The 21,218-nt window shown below is 72.2% G+C and carries 20 protein-coding genes and 1 tRNA gene; 15 read left to right on the top strand and 6 right to left on the bottom strand.

Features of this window, described 5'->3' with window-relative positions; translation table 11 throughout:
* The first annotated feature begins 19 nt into the window (after nt 1-19).
* Entirely contained in the window at nt 20-1,417 is a 1,398-nt protein-coding gene (locus tag RM788_RS32140; protein ID WP_315922072.1) for a carbohydrate-binding protein, read from the top strand.
* A 229-nt stretch (nt 1,418-1,646) separates the two neighbouring features.
* Complete coding sequence (locus tag RM788_RS32135) at nt 1,647-2,330, top strand: helix-turn-helix transcriptional regulator (protein WP_315922070.1); 684 nt, start codon at nt 1,647-1,649, stop codon at nt 2,328-2,330.
* Here RM788_RS32135 and RM788_RS32130 read toward each other — a convergent pair whose 3' ends face one another.
* The 5 genes from RM788_RS32130 to RM788_RS32110 all read right to left on the bottom strand — a co-directional run bounded on the left by RM788_RS32130 (nt 2,331) and on the right by RM788_RS32110 (nt 8,849).
* The gene (locus RM788_RS32130; RefSeq protein ID WP_315922068.1) at nt 2,331-3,491 is read right to left on the bottom strand and encodes a lactate 2-monooxygenase; all 1,161 of its coding nucleotides are present in this window, start codon (nt 3,489-3,491) and stop codon (nt 2,331-2,333) included.
* Nucleotides 3,492-3,503: 12 nt separating this feature from the next.
* Nucleotides 3,504-4,718, bottom strand: coding sequence for a cation:proton antiporter (locus RM788_RS32125; RefSeq protein WP_315922066.1), 1,215 nt, complete (start codon nt 4,716-4,718; stop codon nt 3,504-3,506).
* A gap of 79 nt (nt 4,719-4,797) precedes the next feature.
* Complete coding sequence (secD, locus tag RM788_RS32120; RefSeq protein WP_315922064.1) at nt 4,798-7,086, bottom strand: protein translocase subunit SecD; 2,289 nt, start codon at nt 7,084-7,086, stop codon at nt 4,798-4,800.
* 45 nt (nt 7,087-7,131) lie between these two features.
* A complete protein-coding gene (locus RM788_RS32115) occupies nt 7,132-7,464 on the bottom strand; it encodes a hypothetical protein (protein WP_315922062.1) in 333 nt (110 codons plus the stop codon).
* Nucleotides 7,465-7,838: 374 nt separating this feature from the next.
* Nucleotides 7,839-8,849, bottom strand: a complete 1,011-nt coding sequence (locus tag RM788_RS32110; RefSeq protein ID WP_315922060.1) for a tetratricopeptide repeat protein — start codon at nt 8,847-8,849, stop codon at nt 7,839-7,841.
* A gap of 477 nt (nt 8,850-9,326) precedes the next feature.
* Here RM788_RS32110 and RM788_RS32105 point away from each other — a divergent pair, with 477 nt between their 5' ends.
* From RM788_RS32105 to RM788_RS32065, 9 genes are all read left to right on the top strand, one after another.
* The gene (locus RM788_RS32105; protein ID WP_106192937.1) at nt 9,327-9,530 is read left to right on the top strand and encodes a hypothetical protein; all 204 of its coding nucleotides are present in this window, start codon (nt 9,327-9,329) and stop codon (nt 9,528-9,530) included.
* Nucleotides 9,527-10,021 (top strand): GNAT family N-acetyltransferase, encoded by a 495-nt coding sequence (locus RM788_RS32100; protein ID WP_315922057.1) that lies wholly within the window; start codon nt 9,527-9,529, stop codon nt 10,019-10,021. The genes RM788_RS32105 and RM788_RS32100 overlap by 4 nt, the downstream gene beginning before the upstream one ends.
* A 52-nt stretch (nt 10,022-10,073) precedes the next feature.
* Nucleotides 10,074-10,196 (top strand): hypothetical protein, encoded by a 123-nt coding sequence (locus RM788_RS32095; protein WP_315922055.1) that lies wholly within the window; start codon nt 10,074-10,076, stop codon nt 10,194-10,196.
* A 50-nt stretch (nt 10,197-10,246) separates the two neighbouring features.
* Nucleotides 10,247-11,734, top strand: a complete 1,488-nt coding sequence (locus tag RM788_RS32090; protein WP_399345156.1) for an AMP-binding protein — start codon at nt 10,247-10,249, stop codon at nt 11,732-11,734.
* 35 nt (nt 11,735-11,769) lie between these two features.
* Entirely contained in the window at nt 11,770-13,020 is a 1,251-nt protein-coding gene (locus RM788_RS32085; RefSeq protein ID WP_315922052.1) for a LuxR C-terminal-related transcriptional regulator, read from the top strand.
* A 390-nt stretch (nt 13,021-13,410) separates the two neighbouring features.
* Entirely contained in the window at nt 13,411-13,560 is a 150-nt protein-coding gene (locus tag RM788_RS32080; protein WP_315922051.1) for a hypothetical protein, read from the top strand.
* A 59-nt stretch (nt 13,561-13,619) separates the two neighbouring features.
* On the top strand, nt 13,620-14,117 hold the full coding sequence (locus RM788_RS32075) for a PH domain-containing protein (RefSeq protein WP_315922049.1): 498 nt from the start codon (nt 13,620-13,622) through the stop codon (nt 14,115-14,117).
* A complete protein-coding gene (locus RM788_RS32070; RefSeq protein ID WP_315922047.1) occupies nt 14,114-15,634 on the top strand; it encodes a PH domain-containing protein in 1,521 nt (506 codons plus the stop codon). The genes RM788_RS32075 and RM788_RS32070 overlap by 4 nt, the downstream gene beginning before the upstream one ends.
* Nucleotides 15,635-15,761: 127 nt before the next feature.
* Entirely contained in the window at nt 15,762-16,364 is a 603-nt protein-coding gene (locus tag RM788_RS32065) for a hypothetical protein (RefSeq protein WP_315922045.1), read from the top strand.
* Here the strand turns inward: RM788_RS32065 and RM788_RS32060 are convergent.
* Nucleotides 16,361-17,326: a GlxA family transcriptional regulator gene (locus tag RM788_RS32060; RefSeq protein ID WP_315922043.1), complete on the bottom strand. Its 966-nt coding sequence runs from the start codon at nt 17,324-17,326 to the stop codon at nt 16,361-16,363. The two genes, RM788_RS32065 and RM788_RS32060, sit on opposite strands and share 4 nt — an antisense overlap.
* Before the next feature lie 19 nt (nt 17,327-17,345).
* Here RM788_RS32060 and RM788_RS32055 point away from each other — a divergent pair, with 19 nt between their 5' ends.
* The 4 genes from RM788_RS32055 (at nt 17,346) to RM788_RS32040 (ending at nt 21,216) form a co-directional block, all read left to right on the top strand.
* Nucleotides 17,346-18,701, top strand: a complete 1,356-nt coding sequence (locus RM788_RS32055; protein WP_399345153.1) for an MFS transporter — start codon at nt 17,346-17,348, stop codon at nt 18,699-18,701.
* Nucleotides 18,702-18,769: 68 nt separating this feature from the next.
* Nucleotides 18,770-19,381, top strand: a complete 612-nt coding sequence (gene orn, locus RM788_RS32050; protein WP_315922039.1) for an oligoribonuclease — start codon at nt 18,770-18,772, stop codon at nt 19,379-19,381.
* Between the two features lie 64 nt (nt 19,382-19,445).
* A tRNA-His gene (locus RM788_RS32045) sits at nt 19,446-19,521 on the top strand.
* 57 nt (nt 19,522-19,578) lie between these two features.
* Complete coding sequence (locus RM788_RS32040; protein WP_315922037.1) at nt 19,579-21,216, top strand: ABC-F family ATP-binding cassette domain-containing protein; 1,638 nt, start codon at nt 19,579-19,581, stop codon at nt 21,214-21,216.
* Nucleotides 21,217-21,218: the final 2 nt, after the last annotated feature.

Raw genomic sequence — 21,218 nt, 5'->3', positions numbered from 1 at the left:
ACAAGGAGGTCACCCGCGCATGGAGCTCACCCGCACTCGCAGACGACGTTTCCTCGCGGCTTTCACCGCCGTGCTCGCCGCCATCCCGGTCGTCCTGGTAGCCACCGCCAACGCCTCCGTTCCCCCCGCGCCGTCCGGCTGGTCGCTGGCCTGGAGCGACGACTTCACCGGCACCAGCGGCGCACTCCCCTCGTCGGCGAACTGGACCGTCGACCTCGGGCACGCCTACCCCGGCGGCCCCGGCAACTGGGGCACCGGTGAGATCCAGAACTACACCAACAGCTCCAACAACCTGAAGCTCGACGGCTCGGGCAACCTCCGCATCACCGCGCTGAAGGACGGGTCCAACAACTGGACGTCGGCGCGCGTCGAGACCAAGCGCGGCGACTTCCGGCCGCCGTCGGGCGGCAAGGTCGCGATGGAAGCCCGCATCCAGATGCCGAACGTCACCGGCAACGCCGCGCTCGGCTACTGGCCCGCGTTCTGGGCGCTGGGTTCGCCCTACCGCGGCAACTACTGGAACTGGCCCGGCATCGGCGAGTTCGACATCATGGAGAACGTCAACGGCGTCAACGCCGTGTGGGGCGTGCTGCACTGCGGCGTCAACCCCGGCGGGCCGTGCAACGAGACCACCGGCATCGGGACCAGCCGGGCGTGCCCCGGTTCCAGCTGCCAGTCCGCGTTCCACACCTACCGCTTCGAGTGGGACCAGAGCACCAGCCCGCAGGCGTTCCGCTGGTACGTCGACGGCCAGCAGTTCCACAGCGTCACGCAGAACCAGCTGCCCGCGGACACGTGGGCGAACATGACCAACCACGCCGGCTACTTCATCCTGCTGAACCTGGCCATCGGCGGCGCGTTCCCCGACGCCCTCGCGGGCCCGACCCCCACCGCCGCGACGGTGTCCGGTCACTCGATGGTCGTCGACTACGTCGCCGTCTACACCGCGGGCGGCGGCGGCACGACCCCGCCGACGACCACCACGACGCCTCCGAGCGGCGGCGGGTTCGACGCCTACAGCACCATGCAGGCCGAGAGCGCGACCTCCCGCAGCGGCGGCACGGTCGAGACCACCAGCGACACCGGTGGCGGCCAGGACGTCGGGCAGATCGCCAACGGCGGCTCGCTGCGCTACTCCGGGGTGCGGTTCGGCGGCACCACGGCGACGCAGTTCACCGCCCGCGTCGCCTCCGGTGCCGGCGGCGGTGTCAGCGGCCTGGTCGAGGCCAGGCTGGACAGCCCGTCGGGCGCGGTGCTGGGCAGCTTCGCGGTCGGCAACACCGGCGGCTGGCAGAGCTGGCGGACCGTCCCCGCCAACATGTCCGGCGTCACCGGGACGCACGACGTGTACGTCACCTTCACCAGCGGCCAACCCTCGCCGTACGTGAGCGTGAACTGGATCAAGTTCGGCACCTAGCGCGGTGGCCAATCCTTGCCGGGCATTTCCGGGCCCAGCCGCTCGCTCGATCCACCTCCCCCACGCCCCCGTACTACCAGTACGGGGGCGTGGGGGAGGCGAACCGAGGGACCGGCTGGACGACGGAACTCCCCGACAAGGGTTGGCGGCCAACGCACTCGGACCAGTGGCGGGCCGTGGATGACTCTTCCCTGTGCGGCCCGCCACTCCCCAGCGCTACCGTGGACGTGTGAGCTACCGCGAACGGCCCGCTCTCGGCGGCCGCGGTCTGGTGTGGACGAAGACGACGTCCGCGCCGGGTGTCGGCCGGGTCGTACCGGACGGTTGCACGGACATCATGTGGTCGCGCGGCACGGACTCCCTGTTCGTCGCGGGCCCGGACACCGCGGCGAAGGTGGGCGAGTCCCGACCGGACACGCTGTTCGCGGTGCGGTTCTCCCCCGGCGTCGGCCCGTCCGCTCTCGGCGTTCCGGCGCACGTCCTGCGCGATCTGCGGGTGCCGCTGGACGAGTTGTGGCCTGAGGACGCCCCGCGGCTGCTGGAGGCGCTCAACACCGCCGAGGACCCATGCGCGGTGCTGGAGGAAGCGGCGCGGGCCAGGCTCCGCGATACCCCGCCGGACCCGGCGGTCGACGCCGTCGTGGCGGCGGTCCGCGACCACAGCGTGACCGACGTCGCGGACCGGCTCGGGATCGGCGCGCGGCAGCTGCACCGGCGGTCGCTGGCCGCGTTCGGCTACGGCCCCAAGGTGCTGGCGCGTGTGCTGCGGTTCGACCGGGCGGTGGGGCTGGCGTGGGCGGGGGTGCCGTTCGCGGACATCGCCCACCGCACCGGCTACGCCGACCAGGCCCACCTCTCGCGCGAGGTGAAGGACCTGGCGGGCGTGCCGCTCGGCGTTCTGCTCAAGCCGTAGTCAGCGCCGGGACCGCAGCGCGTCCCGGTTCAGCTCGGCCGGGCTGCGGTGCCCGGACAGGCCCAGCGTGAGGTCGAAGTCGGCGAGCAGGCTGCGCAGCACGTGCCGGACGCCGACCTCGCCGCCGTGCGCGAGACCGTAGGCGTACGGCCTGCCGACCAGCACGGCCTTGGCGCCCAGCGCGAGCGCCTTCACGATGTCCGCGCCGGTCCGGACGCCGGAGTCGAACAGCACGTCGATCTGCTCGCCGACCGCGTCCGCGATCTCGGGCAGCGCCTCCAGCGAGCCGATCGCGCCGTCGACCTGCCTGCCGCCGTGGTTCGACACGACGACGCCCTGCACGCCCGCGTCGACGGCCTTGCGCGCGTCGTCGGGGTGCTGGACGCCCTTGAGCAGGATCGGCCCGTCCCAGTGCTCGCGCAGGAACGCCACCTGGTCCCACGACTTGTCGGTGCCGGTGTAGAGCTGCACCCAGCGCAGGATCGCCATCGGCAGGTCGTCCTCCGGCGACTTCTCCAGGCTCGCCCGGAACGCCGGGTCGGAGAACGGGATCGCGGTGCCCACCGCGCGCAGGAACGGCAGGTACGCGCTGTCCAGGTCGTGCGGCCGCCACGCCAGCGTCCACGTGTCGAGCGTGACCACGAGCGCGGTGTACCCGGCCTTCCTCGCCCGGTCCAGCGTGCTCACGCACACGTCGGGGTCGTTCGGCCAGTACAGCTGGAACCAGCGCGGCCCCGCGCCACCGGCCTCGGCCACGTCCTCCAGCGCGTGCGACGAGGCGTTCGACAGGATCATCGGCACACCCAGCTCGGCCGCGGCGCGCGCGGTGGCCAGCTCGCCGTCCGGGTGCAGGATCGACTGCACGCCAACGGGTGCGAGCAGCACCGGCGCGGGCATCCCGGTGCCGAGGACCGTCGTGCCCAGGTGCCGGGTCGTCGCGTCGGTCAGCATCCGCGGCACGATCCGCCAGTCGTCGAACGCCTCCCGGTTCGCCCGCACCGTCGCACCCGACCCCGCCCCGCCGGCCACGTACCAGAACGGCCCCGGCCCGAGCCGCTTGCGCGCCGACTCCTCGAGCGCACCGGGCTCCGTCGTGAACGGCGGCACCTGGCCCGCGAGGCCCTGGAGGTAGATCTCGTTCTGATACCCGGCGAAGGTCATCCCGGCAGTCTGCTACCGCGTGCCGGCCTCGTCCAGCCGACCGGCGTCGGGGACGCGCGTGCCGAACATCCGCCGCGGCAGCAGCCACGCGAGCTTCTCCGACCGCAGCACGGCGAGCGGTCCGACCACGGCCAGCAGCAGCACGTACCCGGCGACGAACGGCGCCACCCGGCCGTCGAGCCCGGCGGTCACCGCCATCGCGGCCAGCACCAGCGAGAACTCGCCCCTGGTCAGGACGGTGAGGCCGATGTTCACCGCCTCCTGCCGGTCGAACGAGTGCAGCCGGGCCGCGAACGCGCCCGCGGCCAGGTTCAGCACGATCGTCAGAGCGACGGCCGCGAGGACGGGCAGCACGACCGTGCCGATCGACCCCGGATCGATGCTCAGGCCGAAGATGAAGAAGAACAGCGCCCCGAACGCGTCGCGCAGCGGCAGCACGAGCCGGTGGATCCGCGGCGCGACCTTGGACCCGCCGAGCACCATGCCGACCATGAACGCGCCGATCGCGTCGGACACCCCCAACTCGTGCGCGAGCGCCGCGCCGGTGACCGCGACGCCGACGAAGCACACCACCAGCAGCTCGTCGTCGGCCGAGCCGAACAGCCGGGTGACCACGCGGCCGCCCCAGCGGGCGATCGCGGCCAGCACCACCAGGAACGCGAACGCCTTGCCGAAGTCGAGCAGCGCGTAGACGAAGTCGTCGGCGCCGCTGAGGACGGGTTGCAGGATGGCGAGGTAGAGCGCGAGGAACACGTCCTCGATCACGATGATGCCCATGATCAGCCGGGATTCGGGGCTGCGCAGGCGTTTCGCCTCGACCAGGAGCTTCGTCACGATCGCCGACGACGAGATGCCGATGGCGCCCGCGATCACCAGGGCCTCGCGGGTGCCCCAGTCGAGCGCGAACCCGAACGCCAGCCCGCCGCCGATGTTGAGCAGCAGGTAGCCGAACCCGGCCACCACGAGCTTGCGGCCGCCCGCGACGAGGTCGTCCATCGAGAACTCGAGGCCGAGGTAGAACAGCAGGAAGACCAGTCCGAGCGCGGAGAGCACGCCCATCTCGGCCGGGTCGTCCACCAGCGCGATGCCGGGGGTGTTGGAGCCGAACAGGATTCCGGCGACCATGAACAGGGGGATGGTGGGCAGTCCTATCCGGACTCCGGCCCGTGCGATGAGACCGGCGGCGAGGAACGCGCCACCGACGGCGAGCAGTGCGTGTGAGGTCATACAGCGGCCTCCAAGGAGTGAACCGTGCCGCGGGTGGCGCCCCTGAGGAGCGCCACCCGCGAACGGGGTTTTCGACTGGCTAGACGACAGCGCCGTCGGCGGCGCGGGAACGCGGTTCGGCGCGCACGGAGGTGCGGCGGCGCGTTCCGGGGTACTTCGACTCCAGGGCGATGGCGACGGGCGCGGCGGTGAGCACGGTCGACGCGGTGCCCGCGACCAGGCCGACGAGCAGCGCGGTCGCGAAGTCGGCCAGCGAGCCGTCGCCGAGCACCAGCAACGCGGCGAGCACGAACAGCACGCCGATGCCGGTGTTCACGGTGCGCGGCACGGTCTGCAGGACGGCGGAGCTGACCACGGCCGCGTAGGACTGCTTGCCCCGCGACCGGGCCAGCTCGCGGACCCGGTCGAACACCACCACCGAGTCGTTGACCGAGTAGCCGATCACGGTCAGCAGCGCGGCCAGGAACACGCCGTCTGCGGTCTTGCCGAGCCACCCGAACACGCCGATGAGCACCACCACGTCGGTGACCAGCGCGACCACGGTGGCCACGCCCAGCCGCCAGTCGAACCGGATGGCGAGGTAGCCGAGCTGCGCCGCGACCGCGATGGCGAGCGCGATCACCGCGTTGCGCCGCAGCTCCGAGCCCAGGCTCGGACCGATCAGCTCGTTGCTCACCTGCTGCGCGCCGCCGGTCGCGGTGGACACGACGTCACCGAGGCGGGCGGCCGCGGCGTCGTCGATCGGGCCGGTCCGCACGGACACGCCGTTGTCGCCCGAGGTCGCCACGACGGCGTCGCCGAAGCCCGCGTCGGCGAGCGCGGTGCGCACCCGGCCGGGGTCGACGGCCTGCGAGGCGGTGTAGTCGAGCATCCGGCCGCCGGTGAACTCGACGCCGAGGTCGAGGCCGCGCAGGAACACCCCGGACAGGCACAGCACCGCGAGCACCGCGGCGGCCACCAGCCAGCGGCCGGGGCGGCGGAACAGCTCACCGCCGCGCGCCACCAGCCACGTGCGCACCCGGCCGAGCGTGTGCAGGCCGCTGAGCGCGGGCCTGCGTTCGACGAACCTGCTGCCCAGCACCAGTTCCAGCAGCACCCGGCTGAGCACCAGCGCGCTGAACATCGACGCGAGCACACCGATCGACAGCGTGACGCCGAACCCCTTGACCGGCCCGGTGGCCAGCCAGAACAGCAGTCCGGCGGCGAGCAGCGTCGTGACGTTCGAGTCGGCGACCGCGCTGAGCGCGCCGCGGAACCCGCCCTGGACGGCCTTGAGCATCCGTCCACCCCGGACTCCTCTGGCCGCGTACTCTTCGCGGGCCCGTTCGAACACCAGCACGTTCGCGTCGACCGCCATGCCGATCGCCAGCACGAACCCCGCCAACCCCGGCAGGGTGAGCGTCGCGCCGATCGCCAGCAGCGCCGCGTACGCGACGGCCGCGTACCCGACGAGGGCGCCCACGGCGAGCAGGCCCGCCAGCCGGTAGACGACGACGAGGAAGATCCCGGTCAGCGAGATGCCGATGATCGCCGCCCACGCGCTGGCCTCGATGGCCTCCGCGCCGAGCGTGGCGCCGACCGTCCGCTGCTCGATGACCTCCACCGGCACCGGCAGCGCGCCGGACCGGATGACCAGCGCCAACTCGGCGGCCTCGGCCTGGGTGAACGAACCGGTGATCTGGGTGCTGCCGCCGATGATGCCGGTGCGGCACGCGACGTCCGTGCCCACCTGCGGTGACGACACGATCTTGTTGTCCAGCACGAACGCGATCTGCCGGGTGGGCGTGCCCGTCGGCGAACACGCCGCCTCCGCGGTCAGGCGCTGCCAGATCCCCGGCGCGTCATCGCGGAACTCGATGGACACCTCGTTGCCCGCGCCCCGCTGGCTGATCGACGACTGCGCGCCCTTGATCCCCTCCCCGGTCATCGCGGCGGGCCCCAGCAGCAGGGGCACGCCTTCGGGACTGGTCAACGCGACCTGGTCCGCGGCGGCCTCGTTCCCGGCGCCGACCACGGGGTGCACGGTCAGCTGCGCGGTCCGCCCGAGCACCTCCACGGCCTCCGCCGGATCCTGCACCCCAGGCAACTCCACCAGGATGCGGCGTTCCCCGGACCTGGCCAGGACGGGCTCGGCCACGCCCAGTTCGTCGACCCGGCGGCGGAGTACCTCGAGCGAGCGGTCAGTGGCTTCCCCGTCGGCCTTCGTGGTCGGGGAATCCTTGGTCTCCAACACGATCTGGGTGCCGCCCCGCAGGTCGAGACCCAACTGGGGCTGGCTGGTGAGCAGCAGGAAAGCGGACGCGGCGAGAACGCCGAAGGACACCAGTCCTCGGACAAGCAGTTCTCGCCGCGCGGGAGTGCGCGGCATGACGGTGGGACCTTCCGGGCAGGAGCGGGTTGGTGGTCGGCTCGACTACGCGGAAGCGGGTGGGGCGCGATCGCCCAGAGGGGTGTTGCTGACGGTCTCGGGGGCGCGGTGGACCCGTTGCGCCATGTCCATGAGGACGCGGAGCGGTAGGGCGGGGCGGGCGCGCGGGGTGAGGTCCACGGGGGCGTGGCCGATGAAGCCCTGCTGTTGAGGGGCGTTGGTCGCGCCGGATCTCGTTGCGGCGCCGGGTAGGTGGACTCCTTGGACGAGGGAGGTGACGGCGGAGGTTTGGGGGGTGGGGAGGGTGGACTGGGGCGCGGCGGTCACGACGAAACCGGCGATCAACGCCAGGATGGTCAGCAGCGCGCGCTTTGTCATGGGCCCTCCCCTCGGGTGTCAGGTTACAGACGTGGGGGTGGGGGTCGGGGTGGGGGAAATGTCGGACCCCGTTCGTAGGCTGTGTGTCGGGGGGTCTTCACGGTGGGGGGACCTTGGGTTTTGGGTGTCTTGGGGTGTCCTGGGGTGTGCTCGGTGCCGTTGTGGGCGGGGGTGCCTTTACCCGGTCGCCGAGTGCTCTAGACTTGACGAACCTTGTCAAGACGGTGAAGCTGTCTTGACAAGGTTCGTCAAGCCCAGAGCGGCTTTGTATCGGGTGCAGGGGTAGGTCTGGCTGCGCCAGCATTCGGCTCCGCCGAACTCGGGCACCTCGCTGCGCGTCGGCAAGGCCTGGCTTTGGGCTTGGGTCTTGGGTGTTAGCGACGGGGTTTGCCCTGGCCGGTTAGTACGACCACGCTGCCTGCGACCAGGGAGATGATCCAGGCGAACACGAGTGGCTGCATGGTGGTGGCGCCCAGGAGCAGGGCGAAGGTCCATCCGGTGAGCAGTAGCAGTGTGAGCGTGAACAGGGCGACCACCACGGCCAGTTTGGGGCGGTGTCGTGCCACGTGGCGGAGTGCGTGCCGTTGGGGTTTGCGGGCGAGGAGCACTGTTTTGGCGACCAGTGCGAGGGTGCCCACCACGAGCAGGCCGGAGAACCAGCCGAGCAGTGGGGTGGGGCGGGGCATGCCGGCGAACAGGAGCAGGAGGCCGCCGGCTACGAGCAGTGCGGCGACCTGGGACGCGACCTGCCAGGCGATCGACTGGGCGGCGGCCAGCACCTCGTTCGACAAGGGGTCGGACGGGGTGCGGGTGGTGCCGCGTTTGCGGTGGACGGTGGCGAGGTTGGCGCGGGCGTCGTCGTCGGTCGGGTCGAGGCGGAGGGCGCCCCGGTACGCCCACTCGGCGGTGCCCCAGTCCTTGGCGCGCAGCGCGGCGTCGCCGAGCACCTGGAACGCGCGGGCCTCGGTCGGGGCGAGGCGGGTGGCGTGGCGGGCCGCGTCGACGGCCTCGGCGCGGGTGGCGGGGTCGGCGGCGAGGACCTCGGACAGCACTACGTGGCAGCGCCAGTCGGTCGGTTTGCGGCGCACCGACTCGCGGGCGGCCACGACGGCCTCGGACTGCCTGCCCAGTTCGCTCAACGACAGCGCGGCGAGCCGCTGGGCCCACGCCTGGTCGCCGTCGAGGACGAGCGCGCGCTTGGCGGCGTTGAGCGCGGGATCGGGTTCACCCGCGTCGAGGTGCGCGGCGGCGAGCCTGCACCACGCCTCGGCGTGCAGCGGGTTCGCCACAAGGGCGGGTCGGAGCAGGTCGATCGCCTCGCGCGGGTGACCGGAGGCGATGAACTCGGCCGCGCGCACCAGCACGGCGGTGATCGGCTCGGACATCGCACCTCCCGGATCGCCGACCAGTGTGACAGCGCCATTCGGCGGCCACGATCAGGTGATCCAACGAAGGCGCATTCACGCACGATTCAACAGAATCGACCAGAGATCCGATCAATGTCCACCTGAAGGGGTAATTCATGATGCAACTACCCTCAGTCATCCGATGATCGACGAGCGTCTTGGCAGGCTGTGCGAAACCTCCTTTCGCAGGTATCCAATACGACCGAATGGCCTAATTACAGACCGATTCGTCTGCTCAGTTAGTCACAATCTGTTGCGATTTGACCATTTTTCCGCCATCCAGGTGACTGAGCGAGAGCTTCATGCGACGCTGTCGTTGCTCGGCACCGCCGCCTGCCGGGAACCAAGAACATTTCCGTTCCGGTCCCGTCACGGCACCGAACGACGTGCGTCTCACCCCCGCGAGCGCATCGATTGGTCCGAGCACCCGTGACGAGCTAATGGAGGTTGGGGGCCGTGAGCACTGGCAAGGAATGGCAGATCACCTGCCGCGACATCGCATCCCGCAGACGCGACATGACCGTTTTCGTCAGCCAGGGCCACGTCGTGGTCACCGTGCCGCCCGGTGAGGCGGCCGTGCTGACCCCGCTGGAGGTCGGCAGGCTGCGCGCCGCGCTCCGCGACGCCGTGGTCAACGCCTCCGGCACCCCGGAAGCGTGATCGTCCGACCTGGTGGCCCGGCGGACCTCGACACCGTGATCGGCCTGTTCGACGAGGCCGTGCGGTGGCTGGTGTCGCAGGGCCGGACCGGACAGTGGGGCGGCGAGCCCTTCTCGACGAGCCCCGCGCGCGTCGAGTCGCTCCGGTCCTGGTCGGACGACCTGCACATCGCCGAACTGGACGGCGTCGCAGTCGGGGCGCTGGCCATCGGGCCCGCGCCGGAGTACGTGCCACCCGCGACCGGCCCGGAGGTGTACGTGACCGCGCTGGTCGGCAGTCGTCGCGGCCGTGGCGCGGGCAGGCTGCTGCTGGAGCACGCGCGCGCCGAGGCGGTCGCGCGGAACGTGGAGCGGCTGCGGGTCGACTGCTACGCCGGTGGCGGTGGCGCGCTGGTGGCGTTCTACGTGTCGGCGGGGTTCACGCCGACGGACACCTTCACCGTGGAGGGCGACTGGCCCGGCCAGGTCCTGGAGATGCCGCCGCGGGGGTGAAATCCACCCGACCTCTTCCTACTCTCCGGTAGGTAGTGCGAGTATCGAAGCCGTGAGCACCTACTTCGTGACCGGGATGACGGGTCCACCCAGGCGGCGGCTGCTCGCCCCTCCTGGGCGTGAGCGGGTGTTCGCGCTGGTAGCACCGCACGTCGAACGGCGGGGCCAGCGGTGAACCCGGTGCGCGATCTGGTCACGCTGGTGCGCGCTGGTGTCGTCCGCCCGATGCGGCCGGACCGGCTGGCGGGCGTGCTCGCCGGATACGCGCGCTGGGACCTGACGGTGGCGTGGGGCTACGCGACGGGTGCCGCACGGCACCCGGACCGGCCGGCGATCATCGACGACCAGGGCGTGCTGACCTACGCCGAGGTCGACGACCGCACCACCCGGCTGGCCCGCGGTCTCGTCGACCGCGGTGTGCGGCCCGGTGACAAGGTCGCGGTGCTCTGCCGCAACCACCGCGGTTTCGTCGAGACCGTGGTGGCCTGCGTGAAGATCGGCGCCCACGCCGTGCTGCTCAACACCGGCCTGAGCCGCGGCCAGTTCGCCACCGTGCTGCGCGAGCAGGACGTGTCGGTCGTGGTGGCGGACACCGAGTTCGCCGACCTGCCGCCGGAGGTCGACCGGATCACCGACACCGAACTGGACGACGTGATCGCGGCGGCACCGGCGACACCGCTGCCCCGGCGGCCGCCGCGCGGTCGGCTGGTCGTGCTGACCTCCGGCACGACCGGCGCGCCGAAGGGCGCCCGCCGTCCCGAACCCGGCGGCCTCTCCCCCGCCGCGGCGCTGCTGTCCCGGATCCCGCTGCGGCAGGGGGAGACCGTCGCCGTGCCCGCGCCGCTGTTCCACACCTGGGGGCTGGCCGCGTTCCAGATCGGCCTGGTGCTCGGCGCGACCCTGGTGCTGCGGCGCAGGTTCGACCCGGCCGTGCTGCTGGCCGACGTGCGCGAGCACCGCTGCGGCGCGCTGTTCGTGGTTCCCGTGATGCTGCAACGGGTGCTCGAGGCCGCCGACCGGGACGCGCCCTCCCTGCGGGTGATCGCGTCGAGCGGGTCGGCGCTGCCGCCACCGGTCACCGCGCGGTGCCTGCGCGAGTTCGGCCCGGTGCTCTACAACCTGTACGGCTCCACCGAGGTGTCCTGGGCGACCATCGCGACCCCGGCGGAACTGGCGCGCAGGCCCGAAACGGTCGGTCTGCCACCGCGCGGCACCCGGCTCGCGATCCTCGACGAGCACGGCGAACCGGTGGCGCCCGGCACGACCGGCCGGATCTTCGTCGCCAACGACATGCTGTTCGAGGGCTACACCAACGGCGCGGGCAAGGAGGCCCGCGACGGCCTGATGGCCACCGGGGACGTCGGGTACCGCGACGACACCGGGCTGCTGTTCGTCGCAGGGCGGGACGACGAGATGATCGTGTCCGGCGGCGAGAACGTCTACCCGGCCGAGGTCGAGGCGCTGCTCTCCGGGCTGCCGGCCGTGCGCGAGGTCGCCGTGGTCGGCGTCGCGGACGACGAGTACGGCCGGCGGCTCGCCGCGTACGTCGTGTGCGCCGAACCGGGCGCGCTCGACGCGGACGCCGTGCGCGACCACGTGAAGGCGCACCTGGCGCGGTTCTCGGTGCCCCGCGACGTGGTGTTCCTGGACTCGTTGCCGCGCAATGCCACGGGCAAGGCGCTGAAAGGGGAACTGCCTCCGTATTCTGGCTGAGGGCGACGGAAGACGAATGTTCCAAGGGCGGACGCATGACGATTCCCCTGCCTCGCACGGAGCACGCCGCCGATCCGCGGGCGAGCCTCAGGGAGGCCCGCATCGCCCTCGACGAGGACCGGGCGGGCGATGCCTTGGAGTTCGCGGAGAAAGCGCTTTCCGCCTACTCCTGGTTGGAGGACGCCGAGGGCGCCGCGGAGAGCCTGCTGGCGCAGGCCGTCGCGCTGGGCGGCCGCGGTCTGCTGTCCTCGGCGCTGGACGCCATCGACCAGGTGCGCCGGATCGCCGTCGCCGACCGGCGCCTGCGGCTCCAGTCGTGGTGCGGGTACTCGCGCGCCGTCGTGGAACTGCGGCTGGACTCCCCCGAGCGGTCGCTGCGCTCGCTGGCCCGCGCGCTGGGACCGGCCGAGCTCAGCGGCGACCCGGAGCTGATCGGCTCGATCCTGTTCGAACAGGCCAGGGTGCTGCGCGCGGCGGGCGGGGGCGAGCGGGACCTGCGCCGCGCGGAGGCGTTGTGCGCGCAGGTCCGCGACCGGTGGAGGCAGCTCGACGACGTGGTCCGGCTGGCCCGCGTCACGGTGCTGCTCGCCCACGTGCGGCTGGACCTCGGCGAGGTCGAACGGGCCCGGCGCTCCTGCCGCCGCGCCGAGGAGCTGCTGGCCGGGCACGACCGCCCGGTCGCCCACGCCGAGCTGCTGCTGGCGCAGGCGAGGGTGAGCGGCGCCCGCGACCGCGTCGGCGAGGAGATCGCCCGACTCGGCCGGGCCGCCGAGATCGCCGCGGGCTGCCGGGCGTGGGAGGTGGCCGTGCGGGCGCACGGGGCGTTGAGCGCGGCCTGCGAACGGGCGGGCCAGCTCGGGCCCGCGCTGCGGCACGCGCGGGCGCAACTGGAGCAGCACCGGCTGCGGGAGCGGCAGGACGGCGTCGACCTGCTGCGGATGCGCGAGCACGACCTGACCGCCGGGCTGGCCCGGCTCGGCTTCGGCGCGGCGGACCCGGAACCGTTGCGCCACAACGCGACGACGACCGAATGCGCGGACAGCCGGATCGCGCGGGCGTTGCGCGCCGGCCTCACCAAACGCGGCATCGAGGTGCTCCAACTGCTGGCGTCGGGGGCGGGCACGAGCACCATCGCGGACCGGCTCGCCCTGTCCCCGAAGACCGTGCAGAACCACCTCCAGCGGATCTACCGGACACTCGGCGTGCACGACCGCGCGGGCGCCGTCGTGTGGTGGATCGACCTCGATCCCGAAGCGGTGCGGGTGCGGCGGGAACCGGTGGGATGACCGGAAACGACAAGTCTTGATCGACTTCTGCACGTCATTACCCGGACGGTGGCTTGTCCCGACCGCCCGACCAGCGGTGTTGAGTCGATTGCCCACCGAAGTGCGGAAGAACTGGGTGATGAAACGGGTGACCGCGGTGTGTCATGCTCCGCTTGGACGTGTGAGTGACGCGTCCGGTGAGCGGATCGGCGGTACGGCCATGCGGGAAAGCGGACGACGCGGCGATGGCGGTTCAGCGCCCGCGTCGCACGCCTCCCACCGCGTCGGCGACCGCCGCGGTGCCGCCGTCCGGCGACCCGGTCGACGCCCTTCCGCGGCACCGCACCCGGACCTCCGCACCCACTCCTCGCGTTCGTTCAGAATCCGCCGCCAATCGAACGGAGCACGAAGATGGTTGTGAACTCGATCTGCCGGGTCATGGTCGCGGTGGCGCTGTGCCTCAGCGTCACCGGTGTCGCGGGCGGCGTCATCGCCACCGACATCACCCCGATCACCACCGACCCGTCCGGCCCCTTCACCCCGCCCTACCAAGCGAACTGATCCCCTCGTGACGTGGACCGGGCCGATGAGCGGCCCGGTCTTGGGGCAGAGTGTCCGCTGTGACCACTGAGCAGGTGCGGCTGCGGGCGCCGAGGCACCAGGTAAGCCGGAAGTCGATCACGTTGTGGACCCTGCACGCCGTGATCGGGTGGGCGGTCGTGCTGCTGCCGCAGCTCGTCGTCCTGCTGTTCGTCGACTCGCCGCCCACGTGGCAGCTGACCGCGGCCGTGGCGACCGGCGTCCTGGCGGTCGCGCACACGCTGGTGATGCCGCGATGGCGCTTCCGGGTGCACCGCTGGGAGTCCACCCCGATCGCCGTCTACACGCTGACCGGCTGGCTGAGCCAGGAGTGGCGGATCGCGCCGGTCTCGCGCATCCAGACCGTGGACACCAAGCGCGGACCGCTGCAACAGCTCCTCGGGCTGTCCACGGTGACCGTGACGACCGCGTCGGCGGCCGGGCCCGTGCACATCGAGGGCCTCGACCACGAGGCGGCGGTGCGGCTGGCCGACGAGCTGACCACCACGACCGACGCCACCCCCGGTGATGCCACGTGACCTCCCCGGAACTGCCGATGGCGCCCGAGTTCGTCGAGGAACCGCCCGCGCTCGACTGGCACCGGCTGGACCTGCGGATGCTGATCGTGCGGCCGCTCAACGAACTGCTCGGCCTGATCCCCGTGCTCGTCGGCCTGCTCGTGATCGGCGGCGGCGACGTCTGGCGGATCGCCATGAGCGGCGGGTTCATCGTGCTGGTGGTGCTGTTCGGGCTGCTGAACTGGCTGACGACCCGCTACCGGATCACCCACGACCAGGTCGAGCTGCACACGGGTCTGCTGGTGCGCAAGCGCTTGGCGGTGCCGAGGGAGCGCATCCGGACCGTCGACCTGACCGCCAAGCTCGGCCACCGGCTGTTCGGGCTGTCCGCGATCAGGGTCGGCACCGGCCAGCACGAGAAGGCGGGCGACAACGGCGGCGTGACGCTGGACGCGGTGTCGTCGCAGGAGGCCGAGCGGCTGCGCCAGCTCCTGCTCGACCGGGCGCCGGCACGAGCGGTGGGCGACGCCCCCGCCCGGCAGGTGAGCACGCCCCTGGCCGTGTTCGACCCGAGGTGGCTGCGCTTCGCGCCGCTGACGCTGTCCGGACTGGTCGCGGTCGGCGGCACGTTCGGCGTGCTGATGAACTACGCGCAGGAGTTCGACCTGCGGCCGTCCGCGTTCGGCGGGCTGCACGCCGTGGTCGAGCGGGTCGTGAACGCGCCGATCGTGCTGACCGTCATGACCGTGCTCGGCGTCGTGCTGGTGCTGGCCGTGATCGCCTCGCTGCTGGTGTACGTCGTGCAGTTCTGGGGCTACCGGCTGACCAGGGAGGACGACGGCACGCTGCGGGTGCGGCGCGGGCTGCTGACCACCCGCTCGGTGTCCGTGGACGAGGACCGGCTGCGTGGCGTCGAGGTGCAGGAACCGCTGCTGCTGCGGCTGGGCCGGGGCGCGCGGACGACCGCGGTCGCCACCGGGCTCGGCACCAAGGGCGAGAGCAGCCTGCTGCTGCCGCCCGCGCCGGTCGCCGAGGCGCACCGGGTCGCGGGCGACGTGCTGCGCGTCGGGCAGTCGCCGACCAGGACCGGGTTGCTGCGGCACCCGCTGGTGGCGCTGCGGCGGCGGATCGTCCGGGCGGTGCTGCCGGTGCTGGTGCTGGTGGGAGTGCTTGTACTGGTCGCGCCGTCGTGGACGTGGCAGGCCGCGCTCGTGCTGGTGCCGTTCGCGGCGCTCCTGGGCTGGGACCGCTACCGCGCGCTCGGCCACGCGCTCACCGAGCGGTACCTGGTGGCGCGCAGCGGATCGGCCGTGCGGGAGACCGTGGCGCTTCAGCGCAGCGGCATCATCGGCTGGCGGATCTCGCAGTCGTTCTTCCAGCGCAGGGCCGGGCTGGCGACGGTGTCGGCGACCACGGCGGCGGGTGACGGGGTCTACCACGTGATCGACGTGGACGCCCGCACCGGACTGCTGCTGGCCGACGAGGCCGTGCCGGACCTCCTGCGGCCGTTCCTCGTCGTCCCCGAGTCGACTCCGTGACCGCGACCACACCCCTAGTCGCGTCTCACATGGGATTCGCGTCGCCCGGCTGACCCTATTATCGCCTCCTCCACCGCGAAAACGTTGCCGCGCAGGGACTACGGGGCGATCGACGGGAGACGCGATCATGCGGGCAAGCGCTTTCTCCCGACCACCGCTCGAACTCGGCCACTACTTCCCGGACTGGACGAGCGGTGTCGCGGCGCTGGCCGCGATCGCCGCGTCCGAAGCGACCCTGCCCTCGCTGCTGCTGCGCGACCCGGCGGAGACCGCCGCCGCCCCGACCCCCGACATGCCCCCGGAACGGCTGGCGGGTTACCTCGGCCGCGTCTACGGCTACCGGATCGACCGGGTGTGCCGGGCGACCATCGGGTTCGGGGGAACGTCCTGGCAGGTCAGGCGGCAGCGGTCACGGGTGGGCGGGCTGGTGCGCCAGCACGGCGGTGTCGCCGTGGGCAAGCAGCGCGACACCCCGCCGACCGACCGCGGCGCCGAAACCCGCGAGGCGTTCGTCCCGTGGTCACGGCTGACCGACCTGCGCGACGGCGTCCTGGCCTCGGCGCACCAGGCGTTCGCCTTGGCGGGCGTGCGCGGCACGATCCGGTGCCGCCTCTCGCACGCCCACCACTCCGGCGCGCGCCTGCGCTTCGCGGTCGCGTTCGGGACGGCCGAGCCGCCTCCCCACTGGAACCTCCGGCAGGCCTGCCTCGACCAGGGCGTCGAGGTCTAGGCGCTCGTCCGGAACGTGCTGCGGTACACGCTGGGCGCGACCCCCAGCGCGGTGCCCATCTGCTGGCGCAGCGCCGCGCCCGTGCCGAAACCGGAGCGCCGGGCCACCTCGTCGACCGGCAGGTCCGTGGACTCCAGCAGGTGGCGGGCGCGTTCGACGCGCTGCTGGGTGATCCACTTGCCGGGGCTCAGCCCGGTCTCCTCGCGGAAGCGGCGGGTGAAGGTGCGGACGCTCATCCGGACGTGGTCGGCCAGCGAACGCAGGTCCAGCGGCTCGTCGAGGCGGGCGAGGGCCCAGTCGCGGGCGGGGGCCGTCGAGGTGGTCTCGACGGGCGGGACCGGGCGTTCGATGTACTGCGACTGGCCGCCGGAGCGCCACGGCGGGACGACGCAGCGGCGGGCGGCGCGGTTGGCGGCCTCGGTGCCGAAGTCCTTGCGCACCAGGTGCAGGCACAGGTCGATGCCCGCACCGACGCCCGCCGACGTGAGGACGTCGCCCTCGTCGACGAACAGCACGTCCGGGTCGAGGTCGACGTGCGGGAACATCCGGCGGAACGCCTCGGCGTACCACCAGTGCGTGGTGGCGCGGCGGCCCTCGAGCAGGCCCGCCGCGGCGAGCACGAACGCGCCGGTGCAGATCGACACGATCCGGGTGGTGGGCGCGGCGGCGACCAGGGCCGCGAGGACGTCGTCGGCGAGCGGGTCGCGGTGCAGGACGTCGGCCCGGTACTGCCCGGACACGATGATCGTGTCCGCCTCGGTCAGCAGTTCGAGGCCGTGGTCGGCCTGGACCGAGTAGCCCGCCGAACTGCGCACCGGACGGCCGCCCGGCGTGCACACGCGGACCCGGTAGTACGGCTGTTCGCGGGCGTCGCGGGCGGTGCCGAGGACCTGCGTCGGGGTGCCGAGGTCGAAGCCCGTGACTTGGTCGAGCGCGAGGACCGCGACCTCGTGTCGCTTCATGGCCCGATTCTTGCACATGATGGCCTTCCGGCCACTGGCAGCGGACCGCCCGCCGACGGATGCTCTGCTGGTGACGCAGATCGAGGGCCGGAAGGTCCGCACACTCCACTGGGCCTGGGTAGTAGCCGCCGTGTCGTTCATCGCGCTCATCGGCGCGGCCGGGTTCCGCTCGGCGCCGGGCGCGCTGATCGAGCCGCTGCAACAGGAGTTCGGCTGGTCCCGCGCCACGATCTCGTTCGCCGTCTCGGTCAACCTGCTGCTCTACGGCCTCACCGCCCCGTTCGCGGCCGCCCTCATGGCGCGCTTCGGCGTCCGCCGGGTGGTCAGCCTGGCGCTGCTGCTGGTCTCGGCGGGCAGCGGGCTGACCGTGTTCATGACGGCCGGCTGGCAGCTCGTCCTGCTGTGGGGCGTCCTGGTCGGCCTGGGCACCGGGTCGATGGCGCTCGCGTTCGTCGCGACCATCACCGGCCGCTGGTTCGTCAAGCACCGCGGCCTGGTGACGGGCGTGCTCACGGCGGGCGGCGCGACCGGTCAGCTGGTGTTCCTGCCGGTCATCGCGGGCCTCGCCGAGTCGTCGGGCTGGCGCTACTCGTCGCTGGTGATCGCGGGCGCGGCGCTCCTGGTCGTGCCGCTGGCGTACTTCCTGCTCAAGGAGCACCCGGCCGACCTCGGGCTGCCGCTCTACGGCGGCACCGAGATCGTGCCCGCTCCCCCGCGGCAGGCGGGCAGCGCGGCGCGCACCGCGATCGGCACCCTCCGCACGGCCGCGCGCACGAGGTCGTTCTGGTACCTGGCGGGCGGGTTCGCGATCTGCGGGATGACCACGAACGGGCTCGTCGGGACGCACTTCATCCCGGCCGCGCACGACCACGGCATGCCGACCACCACGGCCGCCGGGCTGCTCGCGCTGGTCGGCCTGTTCGACATCATCGGCACGATCTTCTCCGGCTGGCTGACCGACAAGGTCGACTCGCGCGTCCTGCTGGCGGCCTACTACCTGCTGCGCGGCGTCTCGCTCCTGCTGCTGACGCAGCTGTTCGCCAGTTCCGTGCACCCGAGCATGCTGGTGTTCATCATCTTCTACGGCCTGGACTGGGTCGCCACCGTGCCGCCGACCGTCGCGCTGTGCCGGGAGATCTTCGGCGAGTCCGGCCCCGTCGTGTTCGGCTGGGTGTTCGCCTCGCACCAGATCGGCGCGGCCATCGCGGCCACGGCGGCGGGGCTGGCGCGCGACCACTTCGGCGACTACGCGTTGACGTTCTACGTCGCGGGTGGACTCAGCATCGGGGCGGCCGTGCTGTCGCTGCGCGTCAGGCGGTCACCCGCGTTCCCGGCCCCCGCGGTCGATCCCGCGCCCGAGAACGCGCACCGCTGACCGGTGGACGGCCGCGTCGTCCGAAGCGCCGGGCTGCGCGGAAGTCGTGAACGGCTAGGCTCTCGCGGGTGATGGATCGTCTGGTGTGGATCGACTGTGAGATGACCGGCCTCGAACTCGGCAAGGACGCCTTGATCGAGATCGCCGCGCTGGTCACCGACGCGGACCTGAACGTGCTCGGCGACGGCGTCGACGTGGTGATCCACGCGGACGAGCAGTCGCTCGCCGGGATGCCCGAAGTGGTCGTGGAGATGCACGCGAAGTCCGGCCTGACCGAGGAGGTCCGCCGCTCCGCGGTGACCATCGAGGAGGCCGAGGCGCTCGTCCTCGCGTACATCAAGGAATGGGTGCCCGACCCGCGCACCGCCCCGCTCGCGGGCAACTCGATCGCGACGGACCGCGGCTTCATCGCCCGCGACATGCCCGCGCTCGACGACCACCTGCACTACCGGATGATCGACGTGTCGTCGATCAAGGAGCTGTGCAGGCGCTGGTACCCGCGCATCTACTACGCGCAGCCGGAGAAGGGCCTCTCGCACCGGGCGCTCGCCGACATCCGCGAGTCCATCCGCGAGCTGGCGTACTACCGGCGCACCGCGTTCGTCGCGCCTCCCGGCCCGAACTCGGAGCAGGCCCAGGCCGTGGCGGCGGAGCTGCTCAAGGCCGACGGGATCGGCTGACCACCCGATTTCAGCCCTTGCCGGTCGACACGCTATGCTTCTCACCGCCGGTCAAACGGTCTTGGTGGGTGTAGCTCAGCTGGCAGAGCACTGGGTTGTGATCCCAGGTGTCGCGGGTTCAAGTCCCGTCACTCACCCCAAGCGAACGCCCCCTGACCCACCAGGTCAGGGGGCGTTTTCACGTCTGGAGCCCCCGCATGAACGCCACCCTCGTCGCCAAGGACCTCGCCGCCGGCCACGGCGACCGGGTGCTGTTCTCCGATCTCCAACTGGTCGTCGCACCGGGTGACGTGATCGGACTCGTCGGCGTGAATGGCGCGGGCAAGTCGACACTGCTCAAGACGCTGGCGGGGCTGATCCCTGCCGAGCAGGGCACCGTGCGGCTCAGCCCGCCGACCGCGTCTGTCGGCCACCTTCCGCAGGAGCCGGAACGGCGCCCCGGCGAGACCCTGCGCGAGTTCCTGGCCCGCCGCACCGGCGTCGACTTCGCCCAGCGGGTCCTCGACGCGGCGACCGAGGCGTTGAGCATGGGCACGTCCGGCTCCGACGACGAGTACGGCGACGCGCTGGAGCACTGGCTCGCGCTCGGCGGCGCGGACCTGGAGGAGCGGTCGGTCGAGATCGTCGCCGACCTCGGCCTCACCGTCAGCCTCGACCAGCCGATGACGGCCCTGTCCGGCGGCCAGGCGGCACGCGCGGGCATGGCGTCGCTGCTGCTGAGCCGGTACGACATCTTCCTGCTCGACGAGCCGACCAACGACCTCGACCTCGACGGCCTGGAACGGCTGGAGCGCTTCGTCGGCGACCTGCGCGCGGGCACCGTCGTGGTCAGCCACGACCGCGAGTTCCTCGCCCGCACCGTGACCCGCGTCGTCGAACTGGACCTCGCGCAGCAGCAGGTCCGCACCTACGGCGGCGGCTACGCGGCGTACCTGGAGGAGCGCGAGGTCGCCCGCAGGCACGCCCGCGAGGAGTTCGAGGAGTTCGCGGACACGAAAGCGTCGCTCGAAGCCCGCGGCCGGATGCAGCGCGCGTGGATGGAGAAGGGCGTGAAGAACGCCCGGCGCAAGCAGACCGACAACGACAAGAAGGGCCGCGCGTCCCGCACCGAGGCGACCGAGAAGCAGGCGTCGAAGGCCCGGCAGACGGACCGGATGATCGAGCGCCTGGACGTCGTCGAGGAGCCCCGCAAGGAGTGGGAGCTGCGGATGGAGATCGCCCCGGCACCGCGGGCGGGCGCCATCGTCGCAGCGCTGCGGGGCGCCGTGGTCAAACGCGGCTCGTTCACGCTCGGCCCGGTGACGACGCAGGTCGACTGGGCGGACCGGGTCGCGATCACCGGCGCGAACGGCGCGGGCAAGTCGACGCTGCTCGGCGCGCTGCTGGGCCGCGTCCCGCTGGACGAGGGGCACGCGACGCTCGGGTCCGGTGTGGTCGTGGGCGAGATCGACCAGGCGCGCGGCCTGTTCCTCGGCGAGCGGCCGCTGTCGGAGGCGTTCGAGCTGGAGGTGCCGGAACTGGCGCCCGCGGACGTGCGCACCCTGCTGGCCAAGTTCGGGCTCAAGGCCGCCCACGTGCTCCGCACGGCCGCCTCGCTGTCACCCGGCGAGCGCACCCGCGCCGCGCTCGCGCTGCTCCAGGTCCGCGGCGTGAACCTGCTCGTGCTCGACGAGCCGACGAACCACCTCGACCTGCCCGCGATCGAGCAGCTGGAATCCGCCCTGGAGAGCTACACCGGCACGCTGCTGCTGGTCACGCACGACCGGCGGATGCTCGACGCCGTGCAGACCACCCGGCGCCTGGTCGTCGAGGACGGGCAAGTGCGCGACGTGTAGGT

The organism is Umezawaea sp. Da 62-37 (assembly GCF_032460545.1).
Classification (GTDB): domain Bacteria; phylum Actinomycetota; class Actinomycetes; order Mycobacteriales; family Pseudonocardiaceae; genus Umezawaea.
Note: the sequence above shows the minus strand (reverse complement) of the source record. Positions and strands in the feature narration are given on the sequence as shown.

Excerpts from the sequence above, each read along its gene's own strand:
- RM788_RS32140 (WP_315922072.1), top strand. The coding sequence starts at position 20 with ATGGAGCTCACCCGCACTCGCAGACGACGTTTCCTCGCGGCTTTCACC.
- RM788_RS32130 (WP_315922068.1), bottom strand. The coding sequence starts at position 3,491 with ATGACCTTCGCCGGGTATCAGAACGAGATCTACCTCCAGGGCCTCGCG.
- RM788_RS32125 (WP_315922066.1), bottom strand. The coding sequence starts at position 4,718 with ATGACCTCACACGCACTGCTCGCCGTCGGTGGCGCGTTCCTCGCCGCC.
- secD (WP_315922064.1), bottom strand. The coding sequence starts at position 7,086 with ATGCCGCGCACTCCCGCGCGGCGAGAACTGCTTGTCCGAGGACTGGTG.
- RM788_RS32115 (WP_315922062.1), bottom strand. The coding sequence starts at position 7,464 with ATGACAAAGCGCGCGCTGCTGACCATCCTGGCGTTGATCGCCGGTTTC.
- RM788_RS32110 (WP_315922060.1), bottom strand. The coding sequence starts at position 8,849 with ATGTCCGAGCCGATCACCGCCGTGCTGGTGCGCGCGGCCGAGTTCATC.
- RM788_RS32090 (WP_399345156.1), top strand. The coding sequence starts at position 10,247 with ATGCGGCCGGACCGGCTGGCGGGCGTGCTCGCCGGATACGCGCGCTGG.
- RM788_RS32085 (WP_315922052.1), top strand. The coding sequence starts at position 11,770 with ATGACGATTCCCCTGCCTCGCACGGAGCACGCCGCCGATCCGCGGGCG.
- RM788_RS32080 (WP_315922051.1), top strand. The coding sequence starts at position 13,411 with ATGGTTGTGAACTCGATCTGCCGGGTCATGGTCGCGGTGGCGCTGTGC.
- RM788_RS32065 (WP_315922045.1), top strand. The coding sequence starts at position 15,762 with ATGCGGGCAAGCGCTTTCTCCCGACCACCGCTCGAACTCGGCCACTAC.
- RM788_RS32060 (WP_315922043.1), bottom strand. The coding sequence starts at position 17,326 with ATGAAGCGACACGAGGTCGCGGTCCTCGCGCTCGACCAAGTCACGGGC.
- RM788_RS32055 (WP_399345153.1), top strand. The coding sequence starts at position 17,346 with ATGGCCTTCCGGCCACTGGCAGCGGACCGCCCGCCGACGGATGCTCTG.
- RM788_RS32040 (WP_315922037.1), top strand. The coding sequence starts at position 19,579 with ATGAACGCCACCCTCGTCGCCAAGGACCTCGCCGCCGGCCACGGCGAC.